At 46.7% G+C, this 23,244-nt stretch carries 15 protein-coding genes; 1 reads left to right on the top strand and 14 read right to left on the bottom strand.

The genetic code is table 11. The annotated features are described in order from the left end of the window. Nucleotides 1–31 precede the first annotated feature (31 nt). The 8 genes from ACAN56_RS18735 to mdcA all read right to left on the bottom strand — a co-directional run bounded on the left by ACAN56_RS18735 (nucleotide 32) and on the right by mdcA (nucleotide 15,578). The gene (locus ACAN56_RS18735; RefSeq protein WP_379144895.1) at nucleotides 32–8,023 is read right to left on the bottom strand and encodes an S-layer homology domain-containing protein; all 7,992 of its coding nucleotides are present in this window, start codon (nucleotides 8,021–8,023) and stop codon (nucleotides 32–34) included. A gap of 663 nt (nucleotides 8,024–8,686) precedes the next feature. Next, entirely contained in the window at nucleotides 8,687–9,406 is a 720-nt protein-coding gene (locus ACAN56_RS18730; protein ID WP_197073686.1) for a GDSL-type esterase/lipase family protein, read from the bottom strand. A gap of 21 nt (nucleotides 9,407–9,427) precedes the next feature. Then, nucleotides 9,428–10,303, bottom strand: coding sequence for a triphosphoribosyl-dephospho-CoA synthase CitG (gene citG, locus ACAN56_RS18725; RefSeq protein WP_379144892.1), 876 nt, complete (start codon nucleotides 10,301–10,303; stop codon nucleotides 9,428–9,430). Nucleotides 10,304–10,326: 23 nt separating this feature from the next. Continuing rightward, the gene (gene mdcH / locus ACAN56_RS18720) at nucleotides 10,327–11,271 is read right to left on the bottom strand and encodes a malonate decarboxylase subunit epsilon (RefSeq protein WP_379144890.1); all 945 of its coding nucleotides are present in this window, start codon (nucleotides 11,269–11,271) and stop codon (nucleotides 10,327–10,329) included. Nucleotides 11,272–11,292: 21 nt separating this feature from the next. After that, a complete protein-coding gene (locus ACAN56_RS18715) occupies nucleotides 11,293–11,913 on the bottom strand; it encodes a malonate decarboxylase holo-ACP synthase (RefSeq protein ID WP_379144888.1) in 621 nt (206 codons plus the stop codon). Continuing rightward, complete coding sequence (mdcD, locus tag ACAN56_RS18710; RefSeq protein ID WP_379144885.1) at nucleotides 11,904–13,601, bottom strand: biotin-independent malonate decarboxylase subunit beta; 1,698 nt, start codon at nucleotides 13,599–13,601, stop codon at nucleotides 11,904–11,906. Before mdcD ends, ACAN56_RS18715 begins: the two co-directional genes overlap by 10 nt. Then, on the bottom strand, nucleotides 13,582–13,890 hold the full coding sequence (locus ACAN56_RS18705; protein ID WP_038589815.1) for a malonate decarboxylase subunit delta: 309 nt from the start codon (nucleotides 13,888–13,890) through the stop codon (nucleotides 13,582–13,584). Before ACAN56_RS18705 ends, mdcD begins: the two co-directional genes overlap by 20 nt. 26 nt (nucleotides 13,891–13,916) lie before the next feature. Then, entirely contained in the window at nucleotides 13,917–15,578 is a 1,662-nt protein-coding gene (gene mdcA / locus ACAN56_RS18700; RefSeq protein ID WP_038599394.1) for a malonate decarboxylase subunit alpha, read from the bottom strand. A gap of 126 nt (nucleotides 15,579–15,704) precedes the next feature. Between mdcA and ACAN56_RS18695 the strand changes: the two genes are divergently transcribed. After that, nucleotides 15,705–16,601, top strand: coding sequence for a LysR family transcriptional regulator (locus ACAN56_RS18695; protein WP_038589813.1), 897 nt, complete (start codon nucleotides 15,705–15,707; stop codon nucleotides 16,599–16,601). A 67-nt stretch (nucleotides 16,602–16,668) separates the two neighbouring features. Here ACAN56_RS18695 and ACAN56_RS18690 read toward each other — a convergent pair whose 3' ends face one another. The 6 genes from ACAN56_RS18690 to ACAN56_RS18665 form a co-directional block, all read right to left on the bottom strand. Further along, a complete protein-coding gene (locus ACAN56_RS18690) occupies nucleotides 16,669–17,586 on the bottom strand; it encodes a carbohydrate ABC transporter permease (RefSeq protein WP_038589810.1) in 918 nt (305 codons plus the stop codon). A gap of 11 nt (nucleotides 17,587–17,597) precedes the next feature. Further along, on the bottom strand, nucleotides 17,598–18,560 hold the full coding sequence (locus ACAN56_RS18685; protein ID WP_038589807.1) for an ABC transporter permease: 963 nt from the start codon (nucleotides 18,558–18,560) through the stop codon (nucleotides 17,598–17,600). 76 nt (nucleotides 18,561–18,636) lie between these two features. Further along, complete coding sequence (locus ACAN56_RS18680; RefSeq protein ID WP_379144881.1) at nucleotides 18,637–20,286, bottom strand: extracellular solute-binding protein; 1,650 nt, start codon at nucleotides 20,284–20,286, stop codon at nucleotides 18,637–18,639. Between the two features lie 107 nt (nucleotides 20,287–20,393). Continuing rightward, the gene (locus ACAN56_RS18675; protein WP_038589804.1) at nucleotides 20,394–21,125 is read right to left on the bottom strand and encodes a response regulator transcription factor; all 732 of its coding nucleotides are present in this window, start codon (nucleotides 21,123–21,125) and stop codon (nucleotides 20,394–20,396) included. A 4-nt stretch (nucleotides 21,126–21,129) separates the two neighbouring features. Continuing rightward, complete coding sequence (locus tag ACAN56_RS18670; protein ID WP_379144878.1) at nucleotides 21,130–22,887, bottom strand: sensor histidine kinase; 1,758 nt, start codon at nucleotides 22,885–22,887, stop codon at nucleotides 21,130–21,132. A gap of 21 nt (nucleotides 22,888–22,908) precedes the next feature. Continuing rightward, nucleotides 22,909–23,112: a hypothetical protein gene (locus ACAN56_RS18665; RefSeq protein WP_379144876.1), complete on the bottom strand. Its 204-nt coding sequence runs from the start codon at nucleotides 23,110–23,112 to the stop codon at nucleotides 22,909–22,911. Nucleotides 23,113–23,244: the final 132 nt, after the last annotated feature.

Raw genomic sequence — 23,244 nt, 5'->3', positions numbered from 1 at the left:
AATACGTTCGCCGAAACGGCCGCCAATTCAACTAGTACATTATTCCGTACAACCGATAAAGCGTGACAGCAGCTTCAGCCCTGGTGATCGGCGAAGCGGGCTGTAAGTAACCGTTATAACCCTGGAACAAGCCGGCTGAAACCGCCCGGGCGACACTTTCCCTGGCATAAGCGGATATCTGCGAAGCATCCCGGAATTCTGGCAATGCCTCCCCGCTGCCCACGGAGCGTTCCTTGCCTGCAGCAAGCATGGCGTTGTCCAGCATCATCATCATTTCCTGACGGGTTACCGGCTGCTCCGGCCGGAACTCGCTGCTGCCCGTACCGCGCACAATGCCCAGCGTCCGCGCAGCATTCACATCTTCATAGTAATAATTACTCTGCGCTATATCCGTAAAGGAATGGGACGCCTGCACCTGCAGATCAAGCAGCCGCATAATCATGACTACCGCATCCGCGCGGGTAATAGTTTGCGCAGGCGAATACGAATGCTGCGAGACTCCCCGGATGGCGCCCTTAGAGGCAAGAGCTTCCACCGCGGGCTGCGCCCAGCCGTAGCGGCCCAAATCGCCGAAACTCTTGGCTACAGAGACAACTGCATAGCGGCTGAAGTGATGTGTGGTGAATAACATCTCGCCGCCTGCGCTGTCATATCGTCCGCTGACTACCGGCTGTCCCTTCCCGTCTTCCCCGATCTGCCAGAACGTCAGCCGAGACGGGTTGAGCGCTTCGGCGGAAGAAGGCTGGTAAGGCGTGCGGAACGTAACGGTCGCTAGATTGTTCTGCCAGCTGACAGGGTTGCCGTCCACGGCTGCGCCCAGCTCGACAACCGGACGGCTGCCCGCAGCCTGCTTGACGTCCTCATCCGCACCGGACAGATCCGCGAGCTTAACGGACACAGCAATCTGCTTCGCGTCTTTAGCCATGCCTGCAAACATATCGCCCGGAAGCAGCAGGCTGCCTGCAGGGGTAATAAATTTGATCAGCACCTGCTTCATCGAAGCCAGATACGAGGCTGGCAGCTGCAATTCGAATGTTGTCTTACCCGCGGCTGATCCGGCCTCAAACGTAAGCGTCCGCACTCCATTGGCATCCGCCGGAGCGGCGGCAAGCGCCTTCGTAAGCTCCGCTGTGCCGGGAGCAAGAACAGACTTCGCACCGTCTGCTACGCCAGCGGAGACGGACGGGGTCGGTGTGCCGGTTCCGGTATCCGGGCTGGTAGCAGGCGTTCCTTTCTTGCTGATAACCAGCATTTGCGTTCCAGGCACGGCTTCGTAATAGACGAATGTGCCTTCACCCTCACGGACCGGCTTCAGGTTCTGCGAAGCGGCTCCCCGGGTGAGAGTAACCTCACTCCATTCTGCCGGAACCTTCGTTCTCAAGGTCAGCGGCTCATTGTAAACTGCCGGGTCCAGTGTGCCCTCCAGCTTAACCTCAATTGCACCGGAAGCGGCTTTAGCAGCCTTAACCGTGGCGTTCTGTCTTTCACGCGAATATTTGCCCACCTCGGCAAAGGTACCATTCCAAAGAGCATCTATCCGCTGGGCTACATATCCGTAATGATTGTCAAACAGGCTGAGCGGAGGTGAGGACCAGCCTTCACCATCATTGCCATGGCCGGTCAGAATCAGCCAGTTGCCCTTGGCGATGCCAAAGTCGGTCCACGCATCCAGTTGGGCAGCCGTTGTCGTACTTTCAACCATTGTGCTGCTCAGGTTGTAATACTGTTCTGTGCCGCTGGCGTTGCCGGCATTGTTGCCTCCCTGGCGCGCGGCAACGAAATATTTGGCTGCTTCCGCCGCAACCGCCGCATTGCCCGTATTGTACGGGAGCGCCAGCGTTTCCGGCTTATAGCCGGTCTTCTCCTTGATCCGCGCGACAGAATCCTTGAACTCGGAGGACACATCTGACGCGCTGAGCGTAGTCAGATTGCGGTGAGTAACCGTATGGCTTGCTACATCGAAAACCCCTTTATCCAGCAGCGCTTTCCACTGCTCCCACGTTCCCGTGGAAGCGCCAGTGTCATTATAGGCATCGTCGATCCAGCCGCTGATCAGCGCCAATGTTCCCTTCAGGCTGTATTTTTCATGCAATCCGGCAAACCGTAAATTGGATTCGTAGATGCCATCATCGTACATAATCGAATACGCACCGGCCTTGCCATCCTTCCAGGTCGTAACCTCTGTATCCCCAATGCTGTAAAGTGTGCCCCGGATGGCTGTGGCCGCGTTCACGTCGATCAGGGTTGCGCCTGTCGCTTCGGCCGCCTGACGGATCAGAGGAATGACTCCGTTTTGCAGGACGGAGGCAACAATGCCATAAGCCTCGTTCGGATCGTCGTTGAACACTACCGGCGGCAGATTGACAAAGACCTTCGGATGACTTGGCAGTGCCTGATACAATTGAATCAGCTCTTTATAATCGCTCAGAAACTGGTTCTGCCCCTTCTTCCAGTTCCAGGATTTCGTGTCGTTGGTGCCAAGCTGGATAACCACGACGTCTGGTGCATAAGTCTGGCTAGCCGCAAATGCCGCTTCCTTCCAGTACGGATCGTCGCCATCCTTTTGCAGCGTACGGCCGCTGACACCGAAGTTCTTGACGGCAAAGTTGCTGCCGAGCAGCGACTGGAGCTGTGCCGGATAACTTGTTACCCCGGCATATTTCAGCCCGGCTCCCGCTGTGATGCTATCGCCGACCGCAGCTACCTTGATTTGGCCTTCCGGATGGTTCTTCTCCGGAATCTTTTCCGTATACGTGGCGGGAATTTCATCCGACGGATATTCGGCAAAGTACAGATCGTCAAAATAATAGGTGCCGGGATTCCACTCCGACAACCGGATTTCTTTTAGACGGCTGATGTCCGCAGAGGTCTTCATCAGCGGAAGATACACCTTCGTCCACTGCCCCTTGACTGAACCGACATCGGTCCAGTTGTTCACGGAGACCGTACCGTCCGTATCCGCAAAGGTAACGTGGACGGTGTTCGACCCCTGCATATCCTTAACATAGAAAGCCAGATAATTGAAGCCGGAAGCATCTATCGAAGCTGCGCCGCCCTGGGGTCTAATGATGACAGATTGCTTATCTGCTCCCGGTGAGCCGCCGTCTCCAGTGACTTCCAGCTTCACACTTCCCGTTCCTCCAGGATTGACCCCGAATGTCCGGTCCACCGCCGCAGCGGCATTCACACCCTGGCCGACCTGTACGTCTGTCTCCTCAAAAGACTGGAACCAGCCACTGGAACCAACAGGATACGAAGCGGGCTCCGCGCCGTTCTTGTAGGTTGCCGCGAAGAAGTTGTCGACCCATAGCTGTTCAGAAGCATTCACACCGATCCTGATCTGGGTAATCGCCAGCGTATTCAGCTGCCGGCTGGACAGCGGCACGCCCTGCGCCTTCAGAAGCGGAACACTCAGCCGCGTCCATGTGTCTTTTACCGTCTTCCCTTCCGTCTCCGTTGTCCAGGAACGCCCCTCGGCATCCACAAGCGTAACGGAAAGAGGTCTGTCCCCCACGCTGTCCTTAGCGTAGAAGTTCAGGTAATTGTAGCCTGTCAGATCACTGTTGATCGCGCCGCCCTGCGGAACAAATGCGGCATAAGTCCCGTCCGCACCGGAGTCTGCTGTGATCTTTAGACTCTTCGTGCCGTTGCCGGCTGCACTGTCCGCTGCTGATTCCAGCTGCAGCTGAGCGGATGAAGATAAATAACCCCGGCCCGACTCAAAGCTCTGGAACCAAGCCGAAATACCTGCCGGCTGCGGCTGTGTTCCGGCCGAAATCCGGTTATACCGGTTATACCGCTCCGCCAGAATATCCTTCACCTGCTTCGGCGTTGTCCGGTCCATATGATACAGGCCCATCGTCTGCAGGCCCGTAATATTGGTATACCAGTTATATGCGGTCCACCAGGCCGCGCCGCTCAGCAGTCCGCCCGGGTTCGGTGTTCCGTCCTCCGCCCGGGTAGCTGTGCGGGCAAAGGCATTGAAGGTGCCGGTGAATAGCGTCGTCTGCCTTGTGTCCGAGGCGGTTTCGTCACCCGACCAGTAGCCGTACTCTGTGGCGATGATCGGCTTGCCCGGATGCAGCGCATGTATAGCCTCGATTTCCTCCTGTGTCTCCAAGTCTGTATTTGCACCGTAGAAGGCTCCGAAATACATGGTCATTCCGATGATATCCGCCGGGGAATGCGAATGGTCGCTCACGCCTTTGTACGGATTCGCCACGGCGGACTGGCCGACCAGTCTTGTTCCGTCGATGGCATGTGCAGCGTCGCGCAGCTCTTGGATAAAGTTGACTCGCTCCAGCTGCCCGCCTGACTCATTGCTGACTCCGTCAAACCAGACGGAAGGCCGGTTGTAATTACTGAAGATCATTTCCTCCATCATTTGCTTGGCCTGGCCCCGCTGACGCTGCAGGTCGAAGGCTTCTCCGCTGAACCAATAGGCCGGAATTTCCTGCCAGATGGCCAGGCCGATCCGGTCGGCATACTGATAGGTCGGCAGGCTGTGAGGGAAATGCCCGGTCCGGACGAAATTGGCCTTCAGCTCCTCCTTGATCTTCAGCAGGTCGCTGTACCGGGTAGCATCATCCAGAGAAGGTCCTTTCTCACTGCTGTCCTCCGTATAACCGACCCCGGTAAGGAACGGGGCCAACTCTCCGTTCAGCTTAAGCTGTACACCCTCCGCTTCCAGCGTACGGATACCGAACTGGGTATAGAAGGTGTCCGTTACTGCTCCGCCGGTCTTCTGCTCTACCTTTAAAATATACAGATTCGGTTCAGACGGACTCCACAGCTGCGGCTCAGGTACCTTCACCTCGACCGTTTGTACCGCCTGCCCGCTGGCCGGAACCGTAAATGCGCCTCCTTGCACCGCGGCGGCTTCCGTACCCGTCAGGTTCTGTGCATATTCGCTGAGCCGGTTACCCTCTCCGATCTCCGCTTCATAGACTGTATAAGACAGCTGAACCTGCTCCGCCGTTTTGCCCGTATGATTCAGAAAGGTGCGGACCGACAGATGTCCATCGGTATCCAGCGTACGCACATCACTGCGCACCACATAAGTGTCCGGCATAAATTCAAAGTAGGCGTCCCGCAGGATTCCTGTGTAGTTGAACCAGTCGGACGTCGCGTATGGCAGTATTTCCCCGTTATTGAACGTGTCCCATTTCGGATTGTCGACCCGCACCGCGATCACATTGTCGCCGCCATAGTTCAATAGACCGGAAGCGTCCAGTGCGAACGGCGTGTAACCGCCCTGATGCCCGCCCGCATATTGTCCATTGATCCACACATCCGCGAAATAGTTGACGCCGAGGAAAGTAAGCTGTGCAGGCTGCCCCTTAAGTGAGCTATTCACCTCAAAATGCTTGCGGTACCATACCCCGCCCTGATAACCCGACTTGTCACTCTTGTTCTCCGGTCCGCTCGGAGATTCGTAAACCGCGCTCTCATCCTCCGGGAGAGGCAACGTCTTGCCGGCCCAGCCGGAGTCGTTGTAACCAGTCTGCTGTCTGCCGCCCGCCTCTTCCTCAAGACCGGCAGTTCTGGCGCTGTCCCGGGGTGCTGCTGACAGCTGGGAATCCAGGGTGGTTCTTTCTTTTTTCCAATCCCCGTTTAAAGAGAGGTACGTTCTGTCCTGCTGCTTCTCGAAAGAACCCAGCGGCAGATTGCCCGAATAAGGCATCGCTTCACCGTCCACATCCTTCAGCACCAATTGCGTAAAGCCGGCATTCGGAAAGCCTGCGCTTTCATTTTTACCGAAATAAAATTCATCCAGATAATAGGTCCCCGCTTTCCCCGGCGTCACCGTCACCGCGCTAAGGCGTGCAAATTGGAAACTCACGCTTTTGTCCAAAGGCATGACGATCCGATTCCAGCCGTCTGCTGTCGTCCCTCCGGTCTGCCAGTCAACCGTTCTGCCGCCAGCATCCTTCAACTGTACCGACAGCGTCTGACCGCCCTGCTCATCCCACACATAAAAGATCAGATGGCTGAAATTTGTGGCGTCGAACTCCGGCTGATAGTCGTATGGCAGGTTCTTATCCGGGGACTCTTCGAGCGCCTGCGGCCTGACGGTTATGCCATTCATGGCAGGGTTGGACGAATCCTCGGACAGCACAGCCCGAATGCTCGCAGAGTTGTATGCACTCGCAGACTTCTCCATGCTGAGTGCGGTACTCACCCCAGTACCGGCCGTAATCCCGTACTGTCCGTCCTGTCCTCTCGTCTCGAAATTCTGATACCAGACCGCTCCGATATTCTGGGTTACGCTGATGAAGCCGGCCAGCACATCGTCTTCGGCTATGGCAAAATACATATCATCAAGATAATACACTCCGGCATTGTAAAAGCCGACGTCGACCGAAACGATTTTTGTCAGGTCAATCTTCGAGGCACCTTCCAGCGGAAGCAGCATTTTGACCCATTTATTCTTGGTCGAGCTGGAGGTTCCCCACGTGTCCCAGACGCCCCCGTTGGCGTCCTTGATACGGAATTCAACTCCATTGCTGCCCTGGGTGTCCTTCAGATAGAAAGCAAGATATGAATAAGCCGACGCATCGAACGTACCGCCTGCTTTGGGCTGTACGCTCAAATAACTCCCGGCCGTATAAGGCCAGTCATTTTTGCCTGTCGTGACCATGACACCGGCCTTGCCTGCTGCGTTGGCTATATCCCCTGAGGATTCGGCGGTGGCAGCGCTGCCTGCGGAGTATCCGGTTCCGCTCTCGAAATCATTGAACAAGGCCGTGCGCTCTGGCTCAAAGGCAGGCGAAGCATCCGTTTCGTTCTGGGCCAGATAAAGATCATCGTAGTAGTACACATTACCGTACCCCCAGTACGTTCCGAGCTCAATCTGCTGCAGTCTGGACAAATCAATTTTCGATTTGTCCAACTTTACGGTCATTTTCACCCATTGCTTTGACTCCGTCTTGACCGCTGCGCTTGTTTCCGTATCCCAGACCCCGCCTTGGGCATCCTTGAATACAACATGAATACTGGATCCGGCTGCCGCTGTCGTATCCTTGACATAGAACAACAGATAACTGAAGGGGGAAGCATCCATATACGTCGCACCGGATACGGTCAAGCCGCCTTCAGGTTTAATTCCGGCTCCATAAACGCCGGTGTCCCAGGCTTCGTTCCGTTCCTTCCCTTCCCCGTCCGTATAGGTGTTCTGCACCATTTTAAGACTGCCGGAGCTTGAGGAATAAGCAGCATCCGTGGTGACACGCTTGGCGGCGGTCGCGCTTCCCTGACCTGCCAAGCCATAGCTGCCATCACTGCCGGGTGGTTCGAAGCTCTGGTACATGACAGGCGCCGACGGCTCTACGCCATCATCCGGATAAGCGGGCGGCGGAGCGGCAGCAGATTTGGCAAAGTACAGCTCGTCAAAATAATAGATGTTGCCCCAGCCCCAATACTCGCCCAGCGAAATGGAGACAATCCGCGAAAAATCGAGTTTTGTCTTATCGAGCGGAATCGAAAGCCTCGTCCACTCATCCTTCACGGACAGTGCCTGGTCCGTATTGGCATTCCATACTTTCCCGTCTGCATCCCGGATGACAACATTCGGGTTATGAACATCGGCGTCCAGAATGTAAAAATTTAAATAGTTATAGGCAGAAGCATCATAATAGGTCGCTTCTGTAACTGTATCCTTCTGCGGCGATACCGTGAACCCGTAAACATCGGTGTTCCAGGCTCCGCCGCCGGGATTATTGTCGTTCGTCTGGATCAGGCGTACACTTCCCCGGCTTCCGCCTCCAGGTGTCCGGTCTGTAACCGACGCTGTTGATGAGGTGCCAACGGCAGAAATTCCATAGGTTCCATCCGGCCCGGCCTGCTCAAAGTTCTGATACCACTTGCTGTCTGTCTGCGTCTGTGGTGGCGTCTCCTGCGCGTATGCGATATCTCGTGCCATTCCCCCGAACACGACTGGGAACAGCAAAACCAGTGCCATGGCAGCCGCGAAATATTTGTTATGCCCCCGCTTGCGCTTTACCGATGTGCTTATGGACTGCATACATGACTCCTTTCGACTCTCATTGTTTGTAATCGATTTCATTTTCATGATAAAAAAAGAAAACAGAATTATTTTTTCATTCCTCCCTCTCTCAAAACCGTATAAAAGGTTTGAGCACCTAAGGCATCAAATGTAATATGACTCCTTTGGAATCTCATTTTCTTGAAATCGATTTCATTAAAGAAAACAGATTGCCCCTTTTCATCCCTCCCACTCTCAAAACCATAAAATAGTTGAAGCGAATAAGGCAACAAATGAAATCGATTTCAAATCTATTATAAGAATACACCAATAAAGATGTCAACGCTTTCTTTGATGTTATTATTAAGGTTGCAGCCGATTGCAGCTTTTCAATTCCCCTTCGGGATGGGCTATAATACGCTTGCATACTTCTATTTCTAAATGCAAATCAGCGTCTTATTCTCATGATTAATAACAAGTCCGTTTGTAAATCCCATATCAGCTTTTCGTTAATTATTTCTTCGCTATAATGAAATCCTACTTTTCACTAGATTGAACAATATTACTAACGATTTAGAAAGTCAGTAGAGGGGCAAGACGCTTTTAGCGCTCATTTAGCATTAACTCCAGCAGCGGATTTGGCTTTGCCCCATCCCTGTTACATCAAGGAATAGTTATCGAATTCAAGCTATGAAAGTCGAGTTAATATAAGTGCTTTTTCATATTCTCAAGAATAACTGAATATGCATTTGGCCACATATGAACACCTTCCACAGTATATTCTGCTCTTAAATTCCCTTCTTCATCTGTTAAACCTTCATTAACGTTTATAAAGTTAAGCCCTAATTTCATAGCTAATTCTTTGACTTCTTCATTTATTGACAAAATATTTGTATTATTACGAGAAGCAAACATGTTGCTTTGACTTTCTGAATCCAGCCCAAAATTCCCCTTTGCATTTACTGGATAATAAGCCATTACGTACACTTCACATGTAGGCAATATTTCTTTGATGCGCAGCAGAATTTCTTTATAATTTTCTAAAAGTATTTCTTTTTTTTCATTATCCAGACCACCGCCGATATCATTTGATCCAATATTTATAAATATTTTTGATGGTTCTAATTCAAAAATGCACTCATTCATTAGAGAAAGCAGATCTTTTGTAGTGATGCCACCAACTCCGCGATTATAGATAAAACGGTCTAAACTCAGTACAGCTTGCATTTCCTCAATAGGAAAATGTTCCATTAATGAAGAGCCGACAAATAAAATCTGTCCCTTTTTAATATACTTATTACGCATTCTATATTTTTTCACTAAAGCTTTTTGATATTCAAGAAAATTACTGTGCTCCCTCTGTCTTATTAATTCATTAATTTCCGGGTCTTGTAAAAGCTCCTTCATTCTGTTTGTTGTCATAATAATCACTCCCGTTCAATTTTAAATTTCCTTATTCATATATTGTTCAACTAAAAATAAAAACACGGTGATGGCAAGTAAGTCTGCACTTCCACCCGGACTGATTTTTTCTGTTATAAACTCCTGGCTCATTTTTGCTATCCGTTCTTTACCCTGGGTACTTTTCATACCGCCTATTTCAATGATGACTCTCGCTTTTTCTTTAACGCTTTCCAGTTTTTCTATACTGTGTCTATGAAGTATCGTCGTATCATTGCATTGCGCCATTAAACCAATCAATGTATGAACTAGCCTGTCATTAATACTTAAATCTGCATTTTGTTTAAATAGTTCTAAGGAATATTGAAAAACAATCGGCATTCCTCTTTCGACTTCACCTCTTATACCTTCAATTTTATATTTCAGGTATATTTTTTCCCCGTGTGATAGTTCCGGCTTATTTAACAGTGCTATAAAATCATTTTCTACCAAACCGTTAGCCATCTTTATTATTATATTTCTTAATTCACCAAAGGTTTTTTTTTCATAAAAAGCTTTACCTACTGCAGCACAAGCTATGCCCATCAGGAATAACATCCCTTTGTGAGTATTTATCCCTTTGGTTTTCATAAACATTTCTTCTTCTGCTTTGACTCCGAGGGCTCTAACATCTTTAAAAATTTCCAGATAAGTTTGACTGCTATATCCATGCTGCACAAATAGGGCTAGATACTTACTCAAGACTGCAGTGCTATCAATAAAGGTAAAGTAGTCCATATCCTCGTGCGCTCCATTAGATGTCGGAGAAACCAGCCCTGGGGATGGAAAACATGATACTTCATAAAGTATGGACTGCAATGCGAAGCTACTGATTGTTAAAGAAATTTCGTTTAGAAATACTATTTTTTCTTTCTCCATGATACCCCCAAAAAATTTTCAGCTTATCCGTTGTTGCACTTCTCTCTTTCTCTTGTTATTAGCAACATCGCAGAATCTAGTCCACTATTCATGGCAGATATGCATCGTGAATCAGGAAAACCCTTTTTTGCGAGATTTGTAAGAGTGTCTCCTGGTCCAATCTCAATAAATAATCGGGTGCCCCGTTCAAACATTAATGTAGTACCTTCATGCCAACGAACGGGATTTGCTACACCCTCTGATAAATCATTCCTTATTTCCTCTGCTTTTCTTAGTACCCTTGCCCTACAGTTCCCAATATACGGAATATTTGAATCCTTAAGTTTAACACTCTTCAGTTCCTTAGTGAGTTCATTAGAAACCGAACTAAGAAGTCTGCAATGAGATGGTACACTTACGTCAAGCAGCTTTGTTTTGTACGCTCCTATTGAACGGGCCAATGTAAAAACTTGTTCTACAGCAGAAATACTCCCTGCAATCGTAATCTGATCCTGTGCATTCAGATTTGCAATATAAACCGGATTATTCTCTGTATTTATCTTGGTTATTAGTAAAGTTAAATGTCTTTCATCCAGTCCAATAATAACCCCCATCCCAAAACCTGATGGATAAGCCTCTTCCATTAGCCTTCCTCTTAACTCCACTACAGCTACTGCATCTGAAAAGCGGAGCGAACCACACACAACAGCTGCTGCAAAAGCTCCTATGGAGTGCCCTCCAACCATGTCTGCAACCGCTCCCTTAGACTTTAATAAGCTGGCTGCTGCTACTTCGTGAATAAGTAAAGAAAGCTGAACTGCCCTTGTTGAAGAAGAAAGGGCTTCATTTGTATCCAGTGTAAGTGCATCCTCTCCTAAAACCATGCTTGCTTCCTCAATTTTTTCAGTTATTATAGGGTGTTTAGGTAAATCATGAAGCATGCCAGGTGCTTGTGATCCTTGACCTGGAAATAAATATGCAATGCTCACTCTGCACCTCCAAACATAATCCTATAGTGATTGACTCTCAACGAGCCGAGGCCCATCTGTTGTTCGTAGCATAATTGAACTTTCCCCTCTTGCGTACTCAGCAAGTATTACACAGCCTTTTAATGTTTCTAGTTGCACATCAACTTTGACAGTTGTCTGCAGGAGCCTATTCATCAACTGTTTTGAAGTGTTCACAGGCAAACACTCCGAAACTCGAATAATAATATCCATATCGCTGTTTTTTGTAGCGGTATTAATTCCACTAGCAAGCTCATAACCTATGCTTCCAGTCGGTCCCCAGCTTATTCCCTCCTGAGTTAAAATGCTGTCTACAAACTCAAGGGCATAAGAAATCCCGATTTCTTGAAGATGCTTATTTGTTCTCCAGCTTTTGCGGAATGCGAGCTCTTCTGGAGAGACACGCTCAATTATATTATCGATTTCTATAGTCGCAGCGGACCTCTGATTTCGACGATTTCCGCGTATCCCCACCGGAACCGCACACCCTAGTATTGGAGCTCGGCGTACCACTACGAAGGGCGCTTTCATCAGAGATTGAATAGCCCATGGAGGTTGTGGTGAATCAAAGATTATACTGTCAATATTTCTAAATCGTACTAAATCGTGCGGATTTAATTCCATTCCTCTGCAAGCCTTTCCCGTACTTTTATGGAAGCAGCCCTTCCTGTTACAGCATTATGGGAAGTGAGCCGGTTGCTCAAGTCCTTTGGAGATTCACGTGCAGCTTTTATAGCCGCTGCCAGACTAGTTAATACCTTTTCAACATCCTCTTTGCCTGGGTCATCCGCATTGATACCCGTCATTAATTCATGCAAAGCTCCAAGGGTTGAATAGGACCGAATATCATAGGCTATTGACGGGACTTTTTTAGAAGCTGACTCCAATTCATCAACACTTCGCTTTGTAATTCTGGCAGCAGACTGTTTTGACATTGCATGCACTATAACACCCGGATCATCAAACGCTATAATCCTATTCGCCTGATATCCATGTGCCAAGAATGCTCCAGATATAGCTGGCCCAACAAGTAATGCGATAACCGGGTGACCGGCATATCTTGCAGTTGCATAAGCATCTACTGAAGCTGCGCAGGATAAAAATATTCCTAGTAATTCTTCTTTATAACCATAAGCTTGACTCGGTACATCTACTACTGCAACTATTGCCCGACGTATTTCTTTGTTTGCATCTTCTTCTATTGCTTCACGGACATATTTTGCAATAGTCCAACCTTCCTCCAAACCCACTTCACCATGACGAGCTCTTGGAAAACGGCTATTGGGATTTGGAACCACTGTAATATATCGAACAAGTTCCCCGCTTAATTCATTATCAGCACATAATACTGACGGCACATTCCCGAATCCTGGATTTAACAAGCCCGTTAGGGCTTTAAACCAGATTTTCCCGCGACTTATCACTTCTTCATCAAAATTTTCAATATGGTCCTTTACTTCATGTTCAACAACCCCCATACTAGCTTCGCTTTCCCACATTTGACGTAATTCTAAAGGAGTTAGCGTTTTAGTAGGGTCAATAGCGTAAAGCTTGGAAAGATAAGAATCTACTTGAGAGCTTCTGAATCCGTTGCATTGTTCACTTCTGAAAGTAGTTAGAAGCGCTTCCTTTATCGCAGTTATGTCGTCTTCAACAAGAACATCTACTAAACCTGTAGCATGACGCTGTATACCTCCGATCGTATTCCATATCATTTGTCTGTCTGTAGAATCCCATTCAGCTATACCAGCCTCCTGTTCAATAACCTCGGGACCGTTCAGTGTGAGCCTACCTTCAGGAGTCATTAAGATCGTACTGAATAAGCCTGCTGTCATGGACATTCCGCCAAAACAACCTACCTTTCCCGGTATAATACCGACTACCGGTACAAGCTTACGTAAAGCAACAATAGCGGATTGAATTTCCGAAATCGAAAGCAATCCATAGTTGGCTTCCTGAAGTCTCACACCACCGCTGTCCAACACAACTACTGCAAGAGTTCTTACACCTTTCTCGTTATCACGAATTGCAAGTTCCAGTGCTCCGGCGATTTTCGAACCGGAAACTTCACCAATCCCGCCTCCTTGAAAAGCCCCTTCAATAGCTATAACTACAGCGGATTTTCCATCAATTAAACCGCGAGCTACCACTACACCGTCATCGCTTTGCGGTACTATACCTTGCTGTGACAAGTGTGGAGATTCCAGTCTTTCAAATGGCCCAAGCAATTCTCTAAACGTATCTTTATCAAGTAGGGCCCTTGACCTTTCGCGGGCATTTAGCTCTACAAAACTATCCTTCTGTTTTTTCAACGCTGCACACCTCCAACACCTGTAATAATCTCATCGAAACCATTCCTGGAGTTGCGCCGAAATCGTTAATTTCAATATTTGCTGCAATGTCATTTACAGAAAAAAATCTGTCTAAAACGCTCTTCCATGTCTGCCTGAAACCATCAGAAGAAGTTCTTACAACGACGTACGAAACCTCTTTTTTTGATGGCTCTAGTAATATTTCCAAATCCCCTGAAGCAACTACTCCAACATATGCATGCTTAGTCACGGATTTTGTAGCTTTATATTCAAAAGACAATTGCTCCATAATTCTTACACCTCCCATGAATCACCTTACCAGTTACGGAACTTAGCCGGTGGTTCATATAATCCATCGGACCATTTCACTAGATCATCTATACTTTTTGCTGCCAGTAAGGAACGTTTGGCATCAGTCCGCCTAACATGAAGATCCTCCGGCAAAGCCACAATTCCATCCTGTCTTAATTGTTGCACCATCTCAATACTGCATGTTTGTCCTATGGGTGTTACCCCAGCTACTGCGGCTAACGCCATACGCCGCTCTTCAAGGCTCCTTGCCTTGAATAAATAAGCAATTCCTTCTTCTGTTACAACATGTGTAACATCATCACCGTAAATCATTACCGGCGCTATAGGCAATTTAGCATCATGCCCAACTTTAATCGCATCCAAGGACTCAACAAATACAGGTGTATGACCATTTTGATAGGTCTCCACCATTTGAACAACTAGTTTCCGCCCCCGAACTACAGGGCTTTCCCCAGTAATCATATTTAACCAAGCATCCGTTGCATGTCTTCTCCCATGAGGATCGGCTCCCATATTAGGCGCTCCTCCAAAGCCGGCAAGTCTGCCTAAGGTAACCGTTGATGAATTTCCATCAGCATCTATTTGAAAAGTAGATCCTATAAACAAATCCACTGCATATTGTCCAGCAACCTGCGACATCGCCCGATTAGAGCGAAGGCTTCCGTCACGGCCAGTAAAGAATACATCCGGTCGTGCTGCAACATATTTTTCCATACCTACTTCCCCACCAAAACAGTGGACACTTTCCACCCAGCCACTTTCAATAGCAGGAATAAGTGTGGGATGAGGATTAAGCGCCCAATTTTTGCATATTTTTCCCTTTAACCCGAGGGATTCCCCGTAAGTTGGAAGAATCAGCTCAATGGCTGCCGTATTAAAGCCTACTCCATGATTAAGTGAAGTTACGTTATGACGCTCATATATTCCACGAATAGTCATCATAGCCATTAGAATATGCATCTCACTAATCAGTCTGGGATCTCTCGTAAATAAAGCTTCCAGCTGATAGGGCTTATCAGCTACAACGATAAAGTCTACCCATGAACCTGGAATATCCACCCTTGGCAATTCATCAACCATTTCATTAACCTGAACAATAACAATGCCATCACGAAATGCTGTAGCTTCAACTATAGTGGGTGTCTCTTCCGTGTTTGGTCCGGTATAAAGATTCCCCTCTGCATCTGCCTTGTCTGCAGCAACCAAAGCTATGTTTGGCGTTAAATCAATAAATAGCCTTCCATATAACTCAAGATAGGTATGAATTGAACCTACTTTCACAATGCCATCCTCAATCATTTGTGCCATTCGAAGACTTTGAGCTCCAGAATATGAAAAATCAAGTATCCTAGCAATACCCTTTTCAAAGATTTCAAGATGCTCCGGTCTTGAAACACTTGACATGACCATATGCAAATTATTAACTTTACCCGGATCTACATTATTAAGTGCAGTAGAAAGGAAAGACGCCTGCTTTTGATTATTGCCTTCCAGTGCCACACAGTCACCAGTCACTATAAGGTTCTCAAGAACTTCAACTATTCTGTCAGTGGGTATTATGCGGCCTTTCACTAGCTTCTCAACCTTAGCTAATTGACGTGTTTTTTTGTCACGGCGAGTGGTCCAAGATCGTCCTGAACTTTTAGCTAAGTCCAATTCATTCATCATATATTTTCTCCTTTTTAACAGCCTACTGCTCCACTAATTATATTATAAGATTGAATATATATAACGTCTAAGATATCATTATGTATAGTATGTATACATCTAAATGTATAAAAGGAGTTATTTATGGAACTATTACAACTTAAATATTTTCGGACAGTTGCCCGTTATGAACACGTTACACGAGCAGCGGAAGAACTTCATATCCCTCAACCGGCACTTAGCAAAACAATTTCTTCATTAGAAAAAGAACTTGGAGTTTTATTGTTTGACCGCCGCGGAAAGTATATATACCTTAATCAATATGGAAGAGCCTTCTTAAGAAGAGTAGAACAAGCTTTGACTGCTATAGAGGATGGTAAAAATGAACTTAATGATTTAACTGGAAAATCAATTGGATCCGTAAAACTTGCCGTCTTAGCTGCTTCAAATTTGCTACCCGATCTCTTAAGCTCTTTCCGAAAGGAGTATCCACATATAAGTTTCAACCTTATACAACATTTCTCCAATTCAATAACCAAGCCAGACTATGATTTATGTATTTCCTCATCCGCCATCAAGCTAGAAGGAACTACAAGTATTCCCATTCTAACGGAAGAAATTTTCCTTGCAGTCCCTATCGAACATCCTCTTGCAATGCGGGAAAGTATTTATTTAAATGAGGTTGCGGGTGATGATTTTATTAGCCTAAAAACAGGGCAGGGTCTCCGGGAGATCACTGATAAATTCTGCAAGCACTCGGGGTTCACACCTCATGTTATTTTTGAAAGCGATGATCCATCAACGGTTCGTGGTCTTATAAGAGCAGGGCAGGGGATCGCTTTTATACCTGCAATTACGTGGGGCGGGTCTACAGGCACTTCTATGAAACTCTTGCATATTGAAGAACCTGTATGTGAGAGAACCCTCTCTCTCTCATATACTGTAGAACGCTATCTGCCACAGGCAGCGCGATTATTTCGTCAGTTTGCCATTGATTATTTTGCTAATCTTAGTTTAAAGGCGCACAAAAACCGTGTCTGACGAAGAGAATTTCGTCAGACACGGACACTTAGAAAATAGCAATAAAAGCAAGCACCCCTCTTCTAGCCTATTCCTTCACACCGCCCAAGGTTAATCCGTGCACAAAATATCGTTGCAGGAACGGGTAGATCACGATGATGGGCACTGCAGCCACAATCGTAATGGCAGCTCGTATGGAGGTTGGTGTAACAATGTTCGCCTGCTGGTTCTCGGAGTTTGAAAACAAGGTTTCTGCGTTTCCACTAACGCTCATGCTGGCGGATTGCAGCTTTTTCATCAATTCATATTGCAAGGTGCTCAGATCTTGCTTGGAAGAGTTGTACAAAAAGGTGTCAAACCAACTGTTCCACTGTCCCACAGCTACGAACAATGCCACTGTCGCCAGAACCGGCATACTGAGTGGAAAAACAATTTTAAGGAAAATCGTAAAATGATTGGCTCCATCTATTTGCGCAGATTCCACCAAACTATCCGGCAGCCCTTCCATAAAAGAACGCATAACAATCAGATTAAAAGCCCCGATTAGCCCGGGAATAATATATACCCAGAAGGTGCCATTCATGTGAAGGTTTTTGATAAGCATATAGCCTGGAATCAGTCCACCGCTGAAATACATGGTAAAGATAAAGAGAAACGATATTTGGCGGCGCAGAAAATATTCTTTTCTGCTGATCGTATAAGCCAGCATAGCCGTGCAAAATACACTAATTATCGTTCCTATAACCGTCCGAGAAACGGAAATGTAAAAGGCATGATAAATCATATTGTCCTCAAACAAATTCGAATAATTTAAAGTAGTAAATTTGCGCGGCCAAATGAAATTGCTGCCCAACACAGTGTCTGTAGCCTGGTTAAAGGACACAGCCAATGTATTGAGAAAAGGATATAATGTGACAACCAACAGCATCAGCATCAGCAACACATTGACATAATCAAATGCGGACAGCTTCCAGTTTCTTCTCTGCCCCGTATCTATTCTTTCCATTCTCTTCCCTCCTAAAAAAGCCTTTCTTGCCCCATGCGCTTGGCGAACTGATTAGCGGAAACCAGCAGGATGACGCTGATCAGCGTTTTAAATATGCCGGAGGCGGTGGCAAACGAATACCTGGATAAGTTGATACCATATTTGAGTACGAACAGGTCAATCGTCTCCGCTTGATCCACAACCATTGGAGTCTGCAGCAAGTACTGCTGTTCAAACCCGGCGTCTAAAATATGACCAATGCTCATAATGAGCAGTATGACAATGATCGGTCTGATTCCGGGAAGCGTGATATGGAAAATCTTTCGAAAACGGCCTGCACCGTCAATACTTGCAGCTTCATATAAAGAAGGGTCGATCATCGTCATGGCCGCCAAATAAATGATCGCTCCCCACCCAACACCCTTCCAGACATTGGATGCGCCTATGATCCACCAAAAATACTCTCCTTTTGACAACCACAAAATAGGCTCCTGTATCAAATGAAGACTTACTAAGATATGATTCACAATTCCTTCAATGGAAAGCATATTCATGATTAGATTTGCCGCAACAACCCAAGATATAAAATGGGGAAGATAGCTTATGGTTTGCACAAAACGCTTGAACATAATGCTGCGCAATTCATTAAGCAAGAGGGCAAGCGTAATGGAGCTTAAAAAGCCGAATACCAGGTTGATAATGCTCATCGCCAATGTATTGCGAATGACACGAAGGAAAGAATCATCCCGGAACAGCTCTCGAAAATTTTCCAGCCCGACCCATTGATTTTGTAGCATGGGAGTGCCCAGCTTGAAATCTTGGAATGCCATCAGCCATCCCCACAGGGGAAAATAAGAAAACACGATAACGAACAGTACAAAAGGAATGGACATGGCCATGAGAGCTTTCTGTTGCTTGACCTTTTTCCATAATGAACGGGTCGGTTTGACCGATCCTGCCTTTGGATTTGCCTTTAATTCACTTGCAGCGTCCATGGTTCCCCTCCTCATTTTCTTTGATGATCGGCACAAGGTGGCATTCTAGTCCCCCGTGTGCCGTCATCAATTATAATTACCAGTTAGCCTGACGATCCTTCACTCCTGCCGTAAGCTCCTCCAGCCAGCTACTTACATCCAGCTTGTTGACATCAGCGACGTAATCCTTCCAGGACTTTTCAAAATCCGCCTTCGTCTTGGATAAGACCATTTGCGGAGGATATTTCTTGTTCAGGTCGTCGAGCTTTTGATTGAAAATTTTTCCTTTATCGGAAAGCTCAATGCTCCACAACGGGAAATATTTTCTCTTGGTATTCGGCGGATTGAATAAATCCTCATAGGTCTGAACCCCGTAACCCTTCAGGATTTCCTTATCCATCTCATCATAATCGGCAGAAATTATTTCCGGCTGCCTGTAAGACTCATAATGGTTTCCGTCCGGCATGGTGCCGGAAGCGCTTGGCCAGAACCAAACAACGTTGCCACTCCAATTCAGAGCGTTTTTGGAATCGGACAAGTATTTGCGTTGCTCCTCCGTGCGGTAGAAGCGCCCGTTGTCGCTGACCATGAAGTCTTCACCCTTCACTCCCCAGTTTCGGAGAATTTGGCCCTCATCGCTGGCCAAATAGTCCGCGTACTCGATGGCTCCTACCGGGTCCTTACAATTCACGGATATGGACCAGCCGGTATTATAGTTCATGCCTGGAAGATCCAGATAATCGCCTTTGATGCTATCGTCAAAGGTAAGCTGAAGCGGAACGAACATGCGGTTACTCTTGCCCTGTTGCTTCAGGGAGGCCAAGGCCGTCTGGAACTGCCATTTTTGATCGAACATGCCCAGAACACGTCCACTTGACAGCTTTGCCAGGTATTGTTCATAGTTCATAACGAATGCTTCTTTGTCAATCATACCCTCATTATATATATCGTTAAGTTTGGAATAATACCGTTTCGTTATGTTCTCATCGGTTTGGTAAAATGTCAGTTCATTTTTCTCAGGGTCCACCATGGCTCTGGAATCATTGGGACCACCCGCCAGAAACTGCATAGCTGTTGTGAGTGTGAAGTTGCGGGTATCGTATGTCAGAATTTCAAAAGGAATGGTATCTGCGCCATCAATCTGCGGATGCTTCTTCCAGTAATCCCGCAGAACATCAACATATTCATCGAAGGTTGTGATCTTGGGATATCCCGCCTCCTTCAGAACCTCCTTCTGGACCCAGAAGGCAGCGCTGATTCCTTTGGTGGCATTGGTCACAGGAGCTCCCATCGGCAGCGAATAGATATGTCCGTCGGAGCTTTTTAAGCGGTTCCAATAAGGACCGTAGAGCTTCTTGATGTTGGGCGCATGCTCCTCAATCAGATCCTCCAACGGAATAAGCGCTTTCGCATCAACAAACTTTGTGGTTGCATCCGTAAAGATCATGTCTGGATAATCCCCGCCTGCTACCATAACCCCTATCTTCTGATCCTTCTCCCCGACAAGACGCTCATACTTGATGGTCACGCCTGTTTTCTGCTGAATAATATCTCCGAGCTTGGTGTGTTCCGGCACATTGTCGCCCGAAGTCATAATGAAATACGAAAAGCTGGCCGTCTTGATAGAATTCTGTGTGGACTCTGGTGAGGATGAGGGCTGGGACTCATTTGAGCTGCATGCTCCAAGCACCGTTGTTAGAAGCATGGTTGTTGCAGCCATCATTGTAAGCGTTCTCTTTTTAAACAAATCGTTAACCTCCTTATGTTTTTGACATTACAAATCATATCAAGAATTCGGGAGATTCCGTACCCGCGACATCTTAGGAGTATACCTGACAAATTTAACATTGTTCCTCATTTCCCCCGATAAAGAGAGGGGGTGCAGCCAACCAGTTTTTTAAACTGCTGGACGAAATAATCGGAATCGCTGTAACCCACAGATAACGCAATATCTGCTATTTTATTGGATGAGCCTTTCAATTTTTTTTTAGCTTCTTCCACTCTGATTTGATGAACAAAATTATTAAAATAGCTTCCGGTTTGCTTTTTAAAGAGCTGACCCAAATAAATGGGATTCAGAAAAACCTTATCCGCTATCTCTTTTATCATTAACGGTTCCTTATAATGCTCTCGAATATACCGGATGACCTCTTCTACTGCTTCGCTATTCTGCACTACATTCCCCGGTATTTCTAGTGGCAAGGAATTATTAGCAAGCGCAATACGACACCGTGTGCGCTGAAGGGCTTCAATTAATTGTTCCTCATCGATGGGCTTTAAAATATAATCGATAGCGCCATATTTCAGCGCCCTTTGGGCATAATCAAATTCGCCGTAACCAGAAATCACGACAAATTGGCAATCAAATCGGCCCGAAACCTCCATCATCAAATCCAATCCACTCAACAACGGCATTCGGATATCTGTGATTACTAAAGAGGGCCTTTCACGTTCAATTAGCACAAGGGCCTGCTTGCCGTCTTCAGCATCACCGCATAATGTAAAGCCAAATGTCTCCCAAGGGATGATCTTTTTCAGTCCTTCCCTCACTTTCGGCTCGTTATCGACAATAATGGTTTTTAGCATCATCTCACTCCTCGCTAACAGGAACATAAATCTTGACGGATGTTCCTTCACCTGCTTTAGAATCAATATTTAAAACGGCTGCTAATCCGAAGTGCCATTTTAGTCGATCATGGACATTTTTCAGACCAACATGGCGCCCATAATTGACACCTTTTTCCATAAAATCCCTCAGATTTTCCATGTCCTCTTCATCCATGCCCAGTCCGTTATCGGTTACCTCAATCACAAGCACGCCATCATGAATATGCGCAGATACCTGAATGAGACCCGTTTTTCCGCTGTTCTCGATTCCATGAATACAGGCATTCTCCACTAGCGGCAGGATGCTCAGCTTTGGGATCAGAATATTCAATGCAGAATCATCCATGGACAACTGGTAGCTAAACCGCTGCTCGAAGCGAAATTTCTGAATCTCCAAAAAATCAGAGACAAAATCCATCTCTTCCCTCAACGGAATCCGGTCATTCCCCCACTCGATAGACCTTCTAAAGCCTTTTGCCAGCCTGCGGATGATTGAAGCCGTTTTCAATTCTCCGTTGCTCACGCAATTCATGCGAATGGATTCCAACGTATTGAACAGGAAATGTGGATTGATTTGGCTTTGCAGCGCATTAAACTGAGCCTGCTTGCGATCAAGCTCCGCCAAGTACACATCCTGAATCAGCCTGCTGATTTGCACGGTCATCCGATTGAATTCTTCTGTTAGCTGGCCGATTTCATCGGTAGAGGGCTTTATGGGGAGAGGCTCAAACCTCTGGTTTTTCACTCGTTTAATCTGCTTCAGCAAAAGTCCAATTCTTGTATTCAATGAGCGGGAGAACTGAAAAATAAAAACACTTGGAAACAAAAAATTCACGATCGTAAGATACAAGATAAACGACTGGGATTTTAATACTGCTTGCAAAGCCTGATTATCAGGGTAAACTCCGACCATCTTCCAGCCTTTCAAAAAGCTCACGTTATCAAAGTTTCTGGACAACACCATAGTATGATCAGTCTTTTGCTCCCCTAACACTTCCCCAACAGCTTTGCCCCCCGACGAAAAAACCACGATTTCCTCCGGGTTCAACAAATATACAAGCCTTGAACTTGAATTGTCTTGCAAGGTATTCTCTAAAAACTGCGGTATGATGTCAATTTTGAGCAGCTTATCGTAATTGCTATACCCTTTATAGAAATCCAATTTGCGGATAATGCTAAGGTAAGGCTGTCCACACGCACCTTTCGTCGGGGAAATGGTCTGGTCCTCACATACAGAGGGATTCGTGTACACCAACAGCTTGCCGGGAGCTTGATCGTTCTTCAGTTCCTCGTACAATACCTCCAGATCCTTGTCCTTCAACAGTGGTTTCAACACCCCTGCTGAAATCAAGGTAGGGTTATTCGTATACACATAAGCGTTATATAGTTGTTTTTCGATAGGCACGAAGCGGTTTAATGCAGGGTTGATGACGGTGTTGTAGGCCTGAAGCATGGCATCCTCATCGGTATATGAGGTGTCCAGTGAATTGTATAAGGAAACATCGCTATACAGTGCAGAGGAGTAACCAATCAATCCTTCAATCATTTTTTGAAAGGTTTCCTTATTCTTTTCCAAGGACAAATGGTAATCAGCGGTCTTTTGCCTCTGCACACTCTCGGCAGTTTTCCAATAGAAAGCGGAATTAGTCAGCATGACCGGGATAAAAACGACAGCAAAATATACAACCATTAATTTATACCTTAATCTTAAGTCATTCCATCGAAATAAGCATGATTTCACTGAATGCCCCTCCTTCTGTAGCTACCCAGCGCATCGGTAAATAACTGCATGATACCCTTTATTATGGATCTGGTTGACCAAAAAGTAACCGTAAACCTGAACCAAGCACTCTGCGTCGCCCTTGACATAATCAAAGGTGCGGTACCACCTCTTCTCCTCTACCCATCGGCATTGCAGGTCGTTATGGCTAAAATACGGATTGTCGATCAGACCATGGCGGATCAAGGCAGAGTGGACGAGGTCTTGTTGGCATGCACATGCAAGGGGCAATGGCCATAGTTGCAGTAAATCTCAAAAGAATAATGACACTATTGAAGTAGAAAACAAGAAGTAATCTATAAAATAAAGGCGAATTCT

Origin of the sequence: Paenibacillus paludis (genome assembly GCF_042610515.1) — a bacterium.
Lineage (GTDB): Bacteria > Bacillota > Bacilli > Paenibacillales > Paenibacillaceae > Paenibacillus_AQ.
The sequence above is the reverse complement of the archived record's forward strand: the minus strand, read 5'-3'. Positions and strand labels throughout refer to the sequence as shown.